At 69.1% G+C, this 13,644-nt stretch carries 11 protein-coding genes; 2 read left to right on the top strand and 9 right to left on the bottom strand.

Going from position 1 to position 13,644, the window contains the following annotated elements:
* Positions 1-61: 61 nt before the first annotated feature.
* From QHF89_RS11135 to QHF89_RS11155, 5 genes are read right to left on the bottom strand one after another with little or no spacing between them, the layout of a single operon-like run.
* The gene (locus QHF89_RS11135; protein ID WP_136966969.1) at positions 62-1,330 is read right to left on the bottom strand and encodes a hypothetical protein; all 1,269 of its coding nucleotides are present in this window, start codon (positions 1,328-1,330) and stop codon (positions 62-64) included.
* Positions 1,327-2,157 (bottom strand): hypothetical protein, encoded by an 831-nt coding sequence (locus QHF89_RS11140; protein ID WP_136966968.1) that lies wholly within the window; start codon positions 2,155-2,157, stop codon positions 1,327-1,329. The genes QHF89_RS11135 and QHF89_RS11140 overlap by 4 nt, the downstream gene beginning before the upstream one ends.
* Complete coding sequence (locus tag QHF89_RS11145) at positions 2,154-2,825, bottom strand: hypothetical protein (protein ID WP_136966967.1); 672 nt, start codon at positions 2,823-2,825, stop codon at positions 2,154-2,156. Before QHF89_RS11145 ends, QHF89_RS11140 begins: the two co-directional genes overlap by 4 nt.
* Entirely contained in the window at positions 2,800-3,618 is an 819-nt protein-coding gene (locus QHF89_RS11150) for a ParA family protein (protein WP_136966966.1), read from the bottom strand. Before QHF89_RS11150 ends, QHF89_RS11145 begins: the two co-directional genes overlap by 26 nt.
* Positions 3,619-3,676: 58 nt before the next feature.
* Complete coding sequence (locus QHF89_RS11155; RefSeq protein ID WP_136931180.1) at positions 3,677-4,102, bottom strand: hypothetical protein; 426 nt, start codon at positions 4,100-4,102, stop codon at positions 3,677-3,679.
* Between the two features lie 116 nt (positions 4,103-4,218).
* Between QHF89_RS11155 and QHF89_RS11160 the strand changes: the two genes are divergently transcribed.
* Complete coding sequence (locus QHF89_RS11160; RefSeq protein ID WP_136966965.1) at positions 4,219-5,397, top strand: vWA domain-containing protein; 1,179 nt, start codon at positions 4,219-4,221, stop codon at positions 5,395-5,397.
* Positions 5,398-5,552: 155 nt separating this feature from the next.
* On the opposite strand, the gene QHF89_RS11165 is transcribed toward QHF89_RS11160, so the two are convergent.
* From QHF89_RS11165 to QHF89_RS11175, 3 genes are all read right to left on the bottom strand, one after another.
* Positions 5,553-6,248, bottom strand: a complete 696-nt coding sequence (locus QHF89_RS11165) for a sensor histidine kinase (RefSeq protein ID WP_136967053.1) — start codon at positions 6,246-6,248, stop codon at positions 5,553-5,555.
* A 302-nt stretch (positions 6,249-6,550) separates the two neighbouring features.
* Complete coding sequence (locus tag QHF89_RS11170) at positions 6,551-7,345, bottom strand: TSUP family transporter (RefSeq protein WP_136966964.1); 795 nt, start codon at positions 7,343-7,345, stop codon at positions 6,551-6,553.
* Between the two features lie 39 nt (positions 7,346-7,384).
* Positions 7,385-10,297: a TIGR03960 family B12-binding radical SAM protein gene (locus QHF89_RS11175; protein WP_136966963.1), complete on the bottom strand. Its 2,913-nt coding sequence runs from the start codon at positions 10,295-10,297 to the stop codon at positions 7,385-7,387.
* 132 nt (positions 10,298-10,429) lie between these two features.
* On the opposite strand from QHF89_RS11175, the gene uvrB reads away from it, so the two are divergent.
* Positions 10,430-12,583: an excinuclease ABC subunit UvrB gene (gene uvrB, locus QHF89_RS11180; protein WP_136966962.1), complete on the top strand. Its 2,154-nt coding sequence runs from the start codon at positions 10,430-10,432 to the stop codon at positions 12,581-12,583.
* Positions 12,584-12,613: 30 nt separating this feature from the next.
* Here the strand turns inward: uvrB and QHF89_RS11185 are convergent, their stop codons facing one another.
* Complete coding sequence (locus QHF89_RS11185) at positions 12,614-13,480, bottom strand: DUF309 domain-containing protein (RefSeq protein ID WP_136966961.1); 867 nt, start codon at positions 13,478-13,480, stop codon at positions 12,614-12,616.
* Positions 13,481-13,644 lie beyond the last annotated feature (164 nt).

Consider the following 13,644-nt stretch of genomic DNA (forward strand, 5'->3'; position numbering starts at 1 on the left):
CACGAGGCATTGGGTTCTGTCAATCAACGGGGTGCGTGTTTGCCCGCGCGGACGCCCCAATTCACCGATCCGCCAGCACCTCGACCACGATCTCGCACATATCGTCCCCGCGCAGCGGCGAGCGCGTCTCTTCCACATGGAACCGCACGCCACCGCCGCCGAAGAGCCTCGCGTAAGACGCCGCGCTGATCGGATTGGGCGCCGCGAAATCCACCCGGTGGAGGAGCTGCATCACGGCGAGGACCGCGCCCTGCTGAAAGAAAAGGCGGTTTCGCACGGACGCACCATACCGCGTCCCGTAATAGATGCTCTCCTGCGTGGTCGGGCTCCGCACGACGAGCGATTGGCCCGGGAAAAACTCGACCGAATACCAGCGGCCCCAGCCGAGCACGCGAGCAATCGAAAGGAGCTTCTCCAGCCGGTGCTCGACCGGCCCCGTCGCCTTCGAAGAAATCGCCCACTCCGGCGACGAGAGCACCCCGCCGAGCAAATGAAACGCCCCCGCCTGCGCCGCCTCGCGCACGAGCGCCGCATACACCGGCACGAGCTCCGGCGTGCGGCTCTCCAAAAGGTGCATCGTGTCGAACGTGATCTGGTTGACGTACCCGACCGGCACGATCGCGAGGCGCACGCCAAACGCCGCAAGCGCGCCCTCCTCGGTCGCCGCGAGGTTGCGGAGGACCCGCATTGCCGAGGGAATGGCATGCGGATACTGCGAGGCCGGCGCGTCGAGCGGCGGCGCCTTGAGCGGGAGCCCCGCCACGACCTGGCGCGTGACCGCCATCCCGAGCCGCGGCCTCTCCGGGCGGCGCGAGAGCGTGAAGGTGCAGCCGGCATCCCCCCGCCCCACGCACGCGACCTCCTCGGCCTCGAAATGCCCCCAGTCCGAGGGAAACGCGAGGCTCGCCGCCGCCGCCGAGAAGCCAGCCGCGAACGAGTCGACCGGTTGCTTGTGGCGGATCTTCTTGCCGTACTTCTCGGCGAAGCTCGCCCCGTAGAAGAGCGCCTCGCCGCGCACCATGCCGCCCTCGGCCGTCACGTCGAAAACGAGCTTTCCATGGCCCATCGCCGAGAAAAGCGTGGACGCGGCTTCGAGCCGGTCCTTCGCGCCCTCGACGCTCTGCGCCTTGAAGACCGCTTCGAGCAGCGCGTGCGTGCTCTCGAAGGCAGATTGCTTGCGCACGGCCCAGCCCTCGCCGCCGAGCGCGTCCGAGACCGTCTGATCGAGGAAGATCGCGTGGTGGTGGCTCTGGACGTAGACGAGCTGGTCGCTCAACGTCAGGAGCGAGTGCGGCTGCAGGTCGCGGACGAGCTCGCCGAGCGACCTCATAACTTGCTCCGAAGCTCGGCGCGGTCGATGCCGAGGATGTCCTCCGCCGCCGTTTCGAGCAGGACCATCGCGTCGGCGCCGAGCGACTCGGGGTGGTCGAGCGCGATCGGCTTGATGCCCGCGCGGAGCGAGACGCGGAGGCGCACGACGTGTGGATCGGGCGCATGGGCGTCGAGGTACGCGAGGAGCTTCGTCGCGCGGTCGATCTCCGCCTTCGTGCCGCGCGGAGGCGGGCGCGACGAACGCACGACGACCGCGCCGCTCGCCGGAAACGCGAGCGTACGCGCCGGCTCCTCATGCTCGGCGTCGTCCGGCGCGGGCTTCGAGACGACGTTCACGGTCGGCGGCGGCGCCGAGACCGCAGGCACGCCCGAGGACGGCGTGGCCGGCTCCTCCGGCAGCTCCGGCCGGAGCGTCATGGTGATGCGCGCCGCGTGGTACCGGACGAAGCCGAGCGGCACCGTGCCGTCGAAGGAGGCCGCGACGACGTGGCTGTGCACGCGCCGGAGCACGATCACGCGGCCCGGCATCTCCAGCGTGATCAGCGGGTCGGAGAGGTCGGCCGAGCCCGGATCGAGCATGGGCGAGGGCGAGAGGAAATCGAGCCGGCGCGCGTGGACCTGGCTCGTCTTGTAGACCTCACGCAGGCTCTGCGTGATGGCGCCCGCGGTGTAGCCGGATCCCGGGCGAATCCAGGCCGCGTGAATCTTCCCGTCGGCGATGTGGAACGCGACGATCGCCTCGCACCCGTCGACGCTCGCGGCGAGCTGCTCGACGAGGGACGCGCCGGTGGGAGCTCCTTTCGGCCGAGCAGGCCGCGCCGTCATGGTCCTCCGGTACGCAACGCGTCGCCGAGCGCATGCCGGCAAGCGAGGCGAATCCCCAGGGACTGGTTGGGCGTGAGCGGGCGGGCGCGGTTCAAGCCGACGAAAAAGAGCGTCGGGCCGACCTGGAAGCCGATGAGCTGAAAGCACGGCCCCTCGCCGATGTGCATCTCGAACGTCGCGCCCAGGTTGCCGGGCACCGCGGACGCAAGCGAGGCGATCGACGAGGCGACGAGGCCCGAGCCCGCGAGCTTCGCCTCGGTGTCGCTCACGGCCCCGGCGAGCGGCAGGCCCGCGGCGTCGGCGAGGAACACGTCGGTCGCACCCGTGACTTCGCCGATCCACTGCACGATCTTCTCGCAGCGCTTCACGGGGCTCGTGATGCCCGAGAGATCCGGCAGCTTCGGCAGGTTCCGCGGCGAATCGCCCAAGCTCGCGTCCGGGTCCTGTGCGGCAGAGGCCGCGCCGTGCCCGCCACGCGGCGTCGTCGGCTGGAGCGGCGGCGGCGAGGCCTCGGTCGCCGGCGCGGTCGCCCCGGGATCGAAGGAGACGAGATCGGGCGGCAGCGGCTCGACGGCGGGCGGCTTCTTCTTGCCCTTCTCTTCTCCCGAGAGCGAGGTCGCGGCCGCGATCGCGTTCGTGAGGTCAAACGAGGAGCGGGATCGGGCCATCGTCCTCCTCCGTGGCGGCGCCGCTCTGACTGTCGAGGCGATCGAGCACGTCGTTCGCGAGCTGATCGAAGACACGCGCGAGCGGCGGCGGGCGCTTCTGCATGAGCAGGAGCGGCGAGCCGCGCAGCGACGCTTCGAGGAACACCTCGTCGCGGGGGATCACGCTGTCGAGGATGATGCCGCCCGGGAAACGCGTCCACAACGTCTCGGCGACCTCGAGCGAGGCCGGCGTCTGCCGGTCGAACATCGAGAGCACGATGCCGATCAACGTGAGGCGCGGGTTTTTCTCGGCGCGGACGCGGTCGACGAGCGCGAGGAGCTGGCCAACGGAGCGCAGCGCGAGTGGCTCGGCCTGGAGCGGCGAGAGCACGTGCGTCGCGGCCTCGAGCGCGCGGCTCGTCACCTTGCCGAGGCCCGCGGGGCAGTCGAGGAGGACGATGTCGAACTCGCTCTCGAGCTTGCTCAGCATCCCGGTGAGCATGCCGGTGCGCGTGAGCGCCTCTTCGAAGCCCGCGACGGTCGTGGGATCGACGCGGCCGACGCTGAGCACGTGGAGCTGCGGGTCGCGGGTCCGGAGGAGGACGTTGCCGATGTGCTCGGCGCCCGTGAGCACCTCTGCGATGCCTGGCCGCGCGCGGTCGGGGAGCCCGAGCGAGAGGCAGAGGCTGCCTTGCGCGTCGAGCTCCATGAGCAGCGTGCGGTTGCCGGCCCGGGCGAGGGCGAGACCCAGATTGAGCGAGATCGTGGTCTTACCGACGCCTCCCTTTTGGCTGGCCACGCAGATGACGTGCATGCTTCTCGCGCCATCGTAGCAGGACACCACGCGAAAAGGTGGGTCGCGCGGCGACGAACTAGATCAGGCTGAACCGCTTCATGAGCGATCCGCACAGATCCGACTGCGGATTTCTTTGACGCTCGATCGCGAGCCCAGCCCGGAAGATCGCGCGCGCGGCCTCCAGGTTGCCGAGCAAGACGTGACAGATGCCGAGCATCTCGTGATCTGCCGGGTCGCCGAGGGCCGACACGAGGTCCGTGAGGGGTGGCACAGCGGTGCGATGCGCCTCGACCATCGCAGGCGTGGGCCGCTCGGGGTTCGGCGCGCCTTTCGCCATGATCATGAGCTTCAGTGCGCTCCTCTGGTCCTCCGGCCGATGCTCCGCGAAATCCGGCCTCGAGAAGAGATCGCGGTAGCCCGCGTACGCCTCGTCGAGCTGGCCATCCCGCCAGTGCTTCACGATGGCCTTGACCGTCTGGACCAGTTCCTCCTTGTTCGCCATTCTGGGAACCATACACAAGAGCACGCGCGGAGGGGAGCCGCGAGCGCATCCCGGACGCGAGAGAGACGTCCGGAACGGGGAGCAGAGGACGCGGAAGAGGTTAAGCTCTCCCCAGGATGTTCCTCGATTTCCTGTACGAGCTGCGGGGCAGGCAGGTGCCGGTCGGGACGCAGGAGGCCGTGGCGCTCGGCCGCGCCCTCGCCGCGGGGCTGCACGACTCGTCGCTGGAGGGTTTTTACCACGTGGCGCGGGCCCTCTGCGTGCACTCCGAGGCCCACCTCGACGACTTCGACCTCGCCTTCGCCAAGCATTTCCGCGGTGTGCACGTGGAGGCGAAGAAGATCGCCGAGGAGCTCAAGGCGTGGCTGCAGGATCCGAAGCAGCTCCGGCAGCTCAGCGAGGAAGAGAAGGCGATGATCGAGGCGCTCGACCTCGACGAGGTGCTGCGCCAGTTCGAGGAGCGGCTGCGTGAGCAGAAGGAGCGTCACGACGGGGGCAATCGGTGGATCGGCACGGGCGGGACGTCGCCGTTCGGCCGCGCGGGCTTCCATCCGTCGGGGATCAGCATGGGCGGCGGCTCGGGCGGCAAGAGCGCGATTCATACGGCAGACGCGCGCAAGTACCGCTCGTACCGCAGCGACATCACGCTCGACGTGCGCACGATCGAGGTGGCGCTGCGCAAGCTCCGCGGCTTCGAACGCGAGGGCGCCCTCGAGGAGCTCGACATCGAGGGGACGATCGACGCGACGGCGCGGAACGCAGGCGAGCTCGAGGTCGTGACGCGTCCGCCGCGACGGCCGAACACGCGCGTCCTCCTGATGATGGACGTCGGCGGCTCGATGGATCCGTACGCGCACGCCGTCTCGCAGCTCTTCAGCGCGGCCAAGCGCGCGACGCACTGGAAGGAGCTTCGCACGTACTACTTCCACAACTGCGTCTACGGGAAGGTTTACAAAACCGAGGGGTTTCAGGACCCGGTGAGCGTGCGGGACCTCATCCACGAGTGCGGCAAGCACTACAAGCTGGTGATGGTCGGCGACGCGTCGATGGCGCCCTACGAGCTGCTCGGCGCGGCGAGCTGGGGCGACGACGCAGGCACGCCGGGCGTCGGGTGGCTCGCGATGTTGCGCGAGCACTTCGAACGGTCCGTCTGGCTGAACCCGGATCCGCCGAGCGGCTGGTCGCACGGCACGGTGCAGATCGTGAAGGACGTGTTCCCGATGTACCAGCTCACGCTCGAAGGGCTCGGCGAGGCCGTGGCGCAGCTCGTCCGCGGCGGGCGCACGCGGCGCTAGAACATCGATCGGTTTGACAACCGCTCGATGTTCTAGCTCTTTTGTCCCGAGGGGGACGCCTCGCGTCCCCCTCTCGCCCGGGCAAAGCCCGGTCGATTCACCCCCCGAGGCGAGCTCGCTTCGCGATCTCGCCGAGCGCCGAACGGCTCGGCGCTCTAGGAAACGCGCTTTGCGGGCAACGTGAGCCGGAAGAGCGCGCCGCCCGAGGGCGCGCCGAGCGCCTCGACCGTGCCGCCGTGTGCATGCGCGATGATGCGGCACAAGGCGAGCCCGAGCCCCGTGCCCGTCGGCTTGCTGGTCACGGACGGCTCGAAGATGCGCGGCGCGATCGCCGGATCGATCCCCGGCCCATCGTCCTCGACGTCGACCACGACAGCCTCGCCGGAGGCGAGCGCCCGCACGACGATCCGCCCCCTCGCGCGGCCTTCGAGCGCGTCACGCGCGTTCAGGAGCAGGTTCGCGATCACCCGCTCGATCAGGATCCGATCACAGATGACCTCGAGATCCGGCGGCGCCACCCGCACCTCGATCGTCGCGTTCACGTCGAAGAGCTCTCGCTCCGCACAAGCCACGATCTCCGCGACGGACGCAGGCTCCACGTCGAGCGGCTCGCCGCGCGCGAGGCCGAGGACACGGTCGATCACCGCTTGCCCCTTCCGCACCTCGTTCTCCGCGCGGGCGAGGTGCTCGCCGAGGCGCGCACGATCCTCCGCGTGGCGCCGCGCGAGGTAGAGCGCCGACTCGATCGCGGCGAGCGTGTTCCTGAGTTCGTGGGCCACGCCTGCCCCGAGAGCGCCTGCGATCGCGAGGGCCGCCGCGCGCGCGTCTCGATCGTTCGGATCGGATGCCATCGTCACGGCGCGCGAGTCTAGCGCGAAGACGCGAGAAGCAAGGTCCCCCGGCGGCGGCGTGGTCCTCGTCGACTCGCTGCCATCACACGCCGACGCCGGGGGACCGATCCAAGCGAAGCAAAGGAAGAGCGCTCGCGCGCTGCGACGAGAGCATTGAGCAAGAGCCGGGCCGCGCACGCTTGCCCGCAATTCCAGCGTCCTGCCCGAGGGTGCGAAGGCGCCTCCTCTGACAACGCTGTCGCATCGGTGGGTCGTCGTGTGCGCAGGGCCCTCCGCCCTGCGGGTGCCACGGGCGGAGAAGTTCAGCCGCCCGCGAGGATCTGGTAGGCGAGCCGCGCCGCGAGCGCGAGCGAGACGAGCAGGACGGCCGAGCGAATGAGCTGCTCGCCGCCCTTCACGGCCGCGCGTGCGCCGAGGACGCCGCCCACGGCTTGCGCCACGGCCATCGGCAACGCGAGGCGAAAGTCGATCCGTCCGGCGAGCGCGAAGCTCACCATCGCGGTGAGGTTCGAGGCGAAGTTCGCGACCTTCGCGTTGGCCGTCGCGCGCGTGAGGTCGTCGCCGAACACCGTGGTGTAGAGCAGGATCAGAAACGTCCCCGTGCCGGGTCCGAAGAAGCCGTCATAAGCGCCGATCACGAGCGCGATGGTCACGGCCGTCGCGAGCGGACGACGCTCGGCGATCACCCAAGGCTTTGGCGCGGGAGGCGGCGCGTCGGGCTTCGGGGCCGCCTTCGGCCGTCGCCCTCCGCGCGCCGCGAAAAAGACGGCGACACCGATCAGGAGCACGAGCACGATCGGCCGCAGCACCTCGGGGCGCGCCGACAGCAGCGCGCGCGCGCCCGCCGCGGAGCCGAGACCCGCGGCGAGAAACGTCGGCCAGAAGCGCTTCTTGTCGACGTGGCCCGCGCGCACGAACGAGAGGAGCGACGCGCCCGAGCCGAAGACGGCCTGCCCCTTGTTCGTGCCGAGCGCGAGGCGGGGATCGGCGAGCGCCACGAGCAGCGCGGGCACCGTGAGCAGTCCGCCGCCGCCGGCGATCGCGTCAATCAGGCCGGCGGCGAGGGCGACCGCGCAGAGGAGCGGGAGGACGAGCACGAACGGGAGGGCGTTTCCTATCCAAAAGCGAGCGTGCTGTCACTCGGCGCCGGCCGACACGAGGACGGGCGCGCCGGCGGCGGAGGCCGACGCGCGTTCCCGGCCGAGCGCGCTCTTCACCGCGGCGAGATCGAGCGGCGAGAAGCGCGCGTCCGAGGCGCCGCCGAAGAGCTCCAGGCGGATGGCGCGGTGCGCCGGAGCGACGCCGCCCTCCCCGCAGATCACGGCCGCGATCTCCGACGACTTCGCCGCGCCCGAGCCCGTGATCTCCACGAACACGTCGAGCGCGACGAGATCACCGAACAGCCCTGCGCGCTCGAGCGCCGCGCGTGCCTCCGCGCCGCCCACCTCGACCGCGAGCAGGTACTTCCGCACGTCGACGATCTTGCCGATCCCCTCGATCTCGCGCCGAATCGGGAGCGACGGCGCCGCCATCGCCGTGCGGCACGCGGCGGCGAGCATCTCCTCGGCGGTTTGCCCGGGCGGCACCACGAGCGCCGCGCGCGCGAACGCGAGCACGTACCGCGCGCCCCGGATCACGCGTGAGATCGCCGCGTCCTCGGGCCCGAGCAGCGCGGCGCCGCGGAACCGGAGGCCCGAGGGGCTCGCCGTGTTCATCCGCTCGACGAGCGAGGCGACCTCGGCGGGCTCGAGCGCGCGTTCGAGCCGCACGTCCGCGTACTCGTCGAGGCTCGCCACGCCGAGGGAAAGCGCGGGCGAGAAGATCATGTCGGGCTTCGGGTGGAAGCCCTTCGTGTAGACCATCCGCTCACCGACGCGCCGGAACACGCGCGGAAGCTCTCGCACCACGTCGAGGTGCCCGAGCAGCGCCATCGCGCCCGTCTTCTCGAACCGGATGCGATACAAAAATCCGCCGCGCCCCTTCATCGGCGGAGCCTTCTTCACCGGCGCGGGCGCCTGCTCGATCGCCTCGGCCTCGTCGTCCACGGGGGCCTCGACGACCGGCGCCGCCGCCACCACGGCATCCGTGATCAGCGGCAGCCGCTTGTTCGCGCCGAGCTTGCGGAGGAAGTCGACCCGCTCGCCTCGCATCTGCGTCATGTCGCAGGCCACGCCGCAGTCGTAACAAACGAGCCTGCGTTGATCCGCGACCGCGTCCTCCACGTTCGTGTGGTGCACGAACGTCCCCGCGACCTTCCCGCACGGTGGGCTCAACCGGTTCTGCAGCGCCTTCCGGTACTCGCGCGCCAAAAACCCTTCTTCGAGGCCGACATCGATGTGGTCCCAGGGCAGCCGCGCGGTCACGGGGATCGTCCCGAGGAACCGCGTTCGATCCGTCCCAAAGTGCGTGAAGGCCTCCTCCCACACGTCGAGCCGCAGCCGATCGTCCCACGAATCGAAGCGCGCCCCGTTCCGGTACGCGCGCTCCAGCACGTCGCACAGGCTCCGATCTCCGCGCGCAAAGATCCCTTCGAGCACGCTCGCCTCGGCGCCGTGCGTCTTGAGCTTCACGTTGCGGTGGTACTTCACGGTTTGCCGCAGGAGATCTTGCTTGCGCGCGACCTCGCCGAGCGAATCCATCGCGGCCCACTGGAACGGCGTGTGGGGCTTCGGAACGTGTGTCGACACGCTCACCGTCACCTCCACGTTTTTCTTGCCGATCTTCCGGCCCACGCCGGCCGTGCGCACGCCCATCTCCACGATCCCGGTGACGTCCGCGTCCTCCTCGGTCGGCAGGCCGATCATCGAGTAGAGCTTCATCCGGTCCCAGCCGCGCGAGAAGATGCGCTCCGCCGTCTCGAGGAGCTGCTCCTCGGTGACGTTCTTGTTCACCACGTCGCGCATCCGCTGCGTGCCCGCCTCCGGCGCGAACGTCAGCCCCGTCGCGCGCACCCGCTTGAGCTCGTCGAGCAAATCGGGCTCGAGTCCGTAAGCGCGCAGCGACGACACGCTCATGCTCACGCGCTCCTTCGCGAGTTTGTCGGCGACCTTCTTGATGAGCGGCGAGATGCACGACACGTCCGCCGTGCTGAGGGCCGTCAGCGACACCTCGTCGTTGCCCGACGCGCGCACCGCTTCGAGCACCGTGTTCACCACCTGCTCGGGGTCCCGCTCGCGTACGGGCCGGTAGATCATGCCCGCCTGGCAGAAGCGGCACCCTTCCGTGCAACCGCGCGCAATCTCGATCGACACGCGATCGAAGATCGCCTCCGGCCCGCCCGTCGGGCTCACGGCGGGGAACGGGTACTTGTCGAGGTCGACGAGCGCGCGATCGATCGGCAAGGGCAAACCCTTCTCGATCGGCGCCTTCACGATCTGGAAACTCGTCTCCGGATCGACCTCCGTCCGGTAAAGCGAGGGCACATAGACCGCGCCGAGCTTCGCCAGCGCCACGAGCCGCTCGCGCCGCGGCACGCCCGCCTTGCGCAGCCGCGCCCAGGTCAGCGCCACCTGGGTCGCTTTCTCCTCGCCGTCGCCGATCACGACCGCGTCGATGAACGCGCTCACCGCCTCGGGGTGCGTCGCCACCGGCCCGCCGGCGATGACCAGCGGATCGTCCTCGCCACGATCGGACGAGCGCAGCGGCACGCCGCCGAGGTCCAGCATGAGCAGGACGTTCGTGTAGGTCAGCTCGAACTGGAGCGAGAAGCCGACCACGTCGAAGTCCCGCAATTTTCGTTTGGTTTCCAACGAAACGAGCGGGATGTTTCGGGCTCGTAGCTCTGCCTCGACGTCCTTCCACGGCGCGTAGCAGCGCTCGGCCAGCGTGCGCGGATCGTCGTTCAGGAGCTTGTAGAGGATCTTGAACCCGAGGTGGCTCATCCCGATGTCGTAGACGTCGGGGAACGCGAGGCAGACCGTCGCCTCCACGCTGGACCAGTCCTTGACGACCGAGCCGACCTCACCGCCGGTGTAACGCGCGGGCTTCTCCACGCGATCGAGAAAAGCGGCGTACGGGTGGCCATCGAGAACTGCGGGGGCTTCTGCCATGGGAAAACCTCGGGCGAAGGGTCTCTCGGGTAGCACGCGTGAACCGCAGCGAGAAGGTTCGCGTGCAGCGAACGTGCGCATGGGTGCGCCGGGTTGCGCGGGCTGCCCTTGGCGACTAGGTTGCCCGCCCTCGTGTCAAGGCGTTTCGAGCTCGTCTCAGGCTTCACCCCGCGTGGCGACCAACCTCGCGCGATCGAGGAAATCAGCGGGGCCTTCGGCCGATCGGAGACCTTCCAGTGCCTGCTCGGCGTCACGGGCAGCGGCAAGACGTTCACGGCGGCCAAGGTCATCGAGCAACTCCAGCGCCCGACGCTCGTCCTCGCGCCGAACAAGACGCTGGCGGCCCAGCTCTACGGCGAGATGCGCGAGCTCTTCCCGAACAACGCCGTCCACTACTTCGTCAGCTACTACGACTACTACCAGCCCGAGGCGTACGTCCCCGCGAGCGACACCTTCATCGAGAAGGACGCGATCATCAACGACGCCATCGACCGGATGCGCCACGCGGCCACGCACGCGCTCCTGTCCCGGCCGGACGTGCTCATCGTCGCCTCCGTGAGCTGCATCTACGGCATCGGCTCGGCCGAGAGCTACCACGGCCTGCTCATCAAGATGGAGCGCGGCCAGGAGCTCCGCCGCGACGAGCTGCTCCGCCGCCTCGTCGACATCCAGTACGATCGCAACGACATCGACTTCCACCGCGGCACCTTCCGCGTGCGCGGCGACGTCGTGGAGATCTTCCCGGCGTACGAAGAGACCGTCGCGATCCGCGTCGAGTTCTTCGGCGACGAGATCGAGGCCATCAAGGAGGTCGATCCCGTCCGCGGCAAGGTGCTCGGCACGCTCGACCGCATCGCGATCTACCCCGGCTCGCACTACGTCACCGAGCAGCAGCAGCTCCGCATCGCCATCGCCTCGATCCGCGAGGAGCTGCGCGACCGGCTCGAGTTCTACGACAAAGCCGGCCGCTTCCTGGAGAAGCAGCGCATCGAGCAGCGCACGATGTACGACCTCGAAATGCTCGAGCAGATGGGCTTCTGCAACGGCATCGAGAACTACTCGCGCCACCTCTCGGGCCGCAAGCCGGGCGAGCCGCCGCCCACGCTCATCGACTACTTCCCGAAGGATTTTCTCCTCATCATCGACGAGTCGCACCAGACGATCCCGCAGGTCGCGGCGATGTACCGCGGCGATCGCGCGCGCAAGGAGACCCTCGTCGAGTACGGCTTCCGCTTGCCGAGCGCGCTCGACAACCGTCCCCTCAAGTTCGAGGAGTTCGAGTCACACTACGACCGCGTCCTGCTCGTCAGCGCCACGCCCGGCGACTACGAGCTCCAGAAGACCGGCGGTGAAGTCGTCGAGCAGATCATCCGCCCGACGGGCCTCACGGATCCGCAGATCGTCGTTCGCCCCGTCGCCGGCCAGGTCGACGATCTGCTCGAACGCATTCGTGAGCGCGTCTCGCAGAACGAACGTGTCCTCGTCACCACGCTGACGAAGCGCATGGCCGAGGATCTGACCGAGTACTACACGGAGCTCGGCGTGCGGGTCCGCTATCTGCACTCCGACATCGACACGCTCGAACGCGTCGAGATCCTCCGTGATCTTCGGCGCGGCGAGTTCGACGTCCTCGTCGGCATCAACCTCCTGCGCGAGGGCCTCGATCTGCCCGAGGTCTCGCTCGTGGCGATCCTCGACGCCGACAAGGAAGGCTTCCTCCGCAGCCCGCGCTCGCTCATCCAGACGATCGGCCGCGCTGCGCGTAACGTCCGCGGCGAGGTCATCATGTACGGCGATCGCGAGACGGACGCGATGCGGTACGCGATCCAGGAGACGAACCGCCGCCGCGAGATTCAGAGCGCGTACAACGTCGAGCACGGCATCACCCCCGCGACGGTCACGAAGGCGATCCTCGATCTCTCGCCGACCTCCGGCGCGCGCGACTACTACGCCGTCCCCAAGGGCGGCGCGGGCCGCGGACCTTCCGGCAAGGACACTGCGCCGACGGGCGCCGATCTCGCCGAGCGCGTCGAAGCGCTGCGCCTGGAGATGTTCGCTGCTGCGGAAAACCTCGAGTTCGAGAAGGCGGCGCGCCTGCGTGATCAGCTCCGCGCGCTCAAGGGTGAGCTCGAAGATGCCGGCGTCGAGGTCGCGCCTCCCGCGACCAAATCCAAGCCCAAGCCTCGGGCAAAGGCCAAGACGGGCGAGGCTCCGGCGGCGCGCGGCGGCGCGAAGAAGTCGAGCGCGCGTGGGAGCGGCAGCACGGGCCGAGGCCGCTACCGCTGAGCGGCGGCGGCCTTCGGGCCCGGCGCGATCTCACTCGCTGCGGCGGCGGATCGCGGGGATGTAGCGGGCCTCGATCGGCCCCTCGGCGCCCGCCGCTTCGAGCGCTTCGATGTCGACGTGCACGCGCGACACCTCGGCGATGAGGGCCTTCATGTCGAAGCCCGACGTGCCGTCGGGCGCGTCGCGGAGCTGGTCGAGGGCGAGCTCCAGGAGCTGGGCTGCGCCGCTCGGGCTCTTGGCGCGATGCAGCTTGTGCATGGCCGTGGCCACGAGGATGAGGCCCTTCACGAGCTCACGCGCCGGGTCGGCTTCCGGCCGGGTGCGGCGGAAGTCCTCCCACAGCTCGTGCGCGTCGTAGAACCTCTCCGCGGCGTATGCGTCGAGGGCGTTCTGGAACAACGTCTCCGGGTCTTTCGACGGCGGCGACACACGCGGCTCGAGCACGGGCCCTGCGCCCACGCTCTTCAGCGGCGGAATGAACGCGTCTTCCAGGTTCTTTTGCGCGAGCGACAGCAGGCGCTTGATCTCGGCGAGGCACGTGCGCGTCGCGTCGCGAAACGTCGCGAGGTCGATGCCTCCGTGCACGTCGGGCAGCGCGTCGAGCTTGATCAGCGCGCGTTCGAGCAGGTGTACCGATCCGCGGAGCTCTGCGTTGTGACGAACCTTGTGCATCGCGTTCGTCACTTGAATGATCGCCTGCAAAAACCGGCGATTCGTCTCGTTTTGCTCGTCCTGGTAGACCTGCGTCCAGATGTCGTAGGCGTCGAAATGGCAACCGGCGCGGTACGCCTCGAGGCCTCGATTGAAAGCAGCTTCACGATCTTCGTTCGCGTCGTCGGCCATGGCGGCGTGGGAGACGATACACGACCAGGACGGGGTTTGAAAGGGCGGGGGCATGCTTTCCGCAGATCCTCTCGTCGACCGGACGGGCTCGTGCCGACGTACATGCGCCAACCGGGCGACACCTCGGGTCTGTCCGAGTACATGTAGAGCGCCTATCCGATCTATCTCACATTCTCTGAGTCACGAAACCGACGCTGCGGACCATCGAGCGGCGCGCG

Origin of the sequence: Polyangium sorediatum (assembly GCF_029946465.1) — a bacterium.
In the GTDB taxonomy this organism is placed as follows: Bacteria; Myxococcota_A; Polyangia; order Polyangiales; family Polyangiaceae; genus Polyangium; species Polyangium fumosum.

Coding starts and splice junctions, on each gene's coding strand:
- QHF89_RS11150 (WP_136966966.1), bottom strand. CDS start 3,618: ATGCACGTCATCTGCGTGGCCAGCCAAAAGGGAGGCGTCGGTAAGACC.
- QHF89_RS11185 (WP_136966961.1), bottom strand. CDS start 13,480: ATGCCCCCGCCCTTTCAAACCCCGTCCTGGTCGTGTATCGTCTCCCAC.
- QHF89_RS11155 (WP_136931180.1), bottom strand. CDS start 4,102: ATGGCGAACAAGGAGGAACTGGTCCAGACGGTCAAGGCCATCGTGAAG.
- QHF89_RS11175 (WP_136966963.1), bottom strand. CDS start 10,297: ATGGCAGAAGCCCCCGCAGTTCTCGATGGCCACCCGTACGCCGCTTTT.
- QHF89_RS11135 (WP_136966969.1), bottom strand. CDS start 1,330: ATGAGGTCGCTCGGCGAGCTCGTCCGCGACCTGCAGCCGCACTCGCTC.
- QHF89_RS11145 (WP_136966967.1), bottom strand. CDS start 2,825: ATGGCCCGATCCCGCTCCTCGTTTGACCTCACGAACGCGATCGCGGCC.
- QHF89_RS11140 (WP_136966968.1), bottom strand. CDS start 2,157: ATGACGGCGCGGCCTGCTCGGCCGAAAGGAGCTCCCACCGGCGCGTCC.
- QHF89_RS11160 (WP_136966965.1), top strand. CDS start 4,219: ATGTTCCTCGATTTCCTGTACGAGCTGCGGGGCAGGCAGGTGCCGGTC.
- QHF89_RS11165 (WP_136967053.1), bottom strand. CDS start 6,248: ATGGCATCCGATCCGAACGATCGAGACGCGCGCGCGGCGGCCCTCGCG.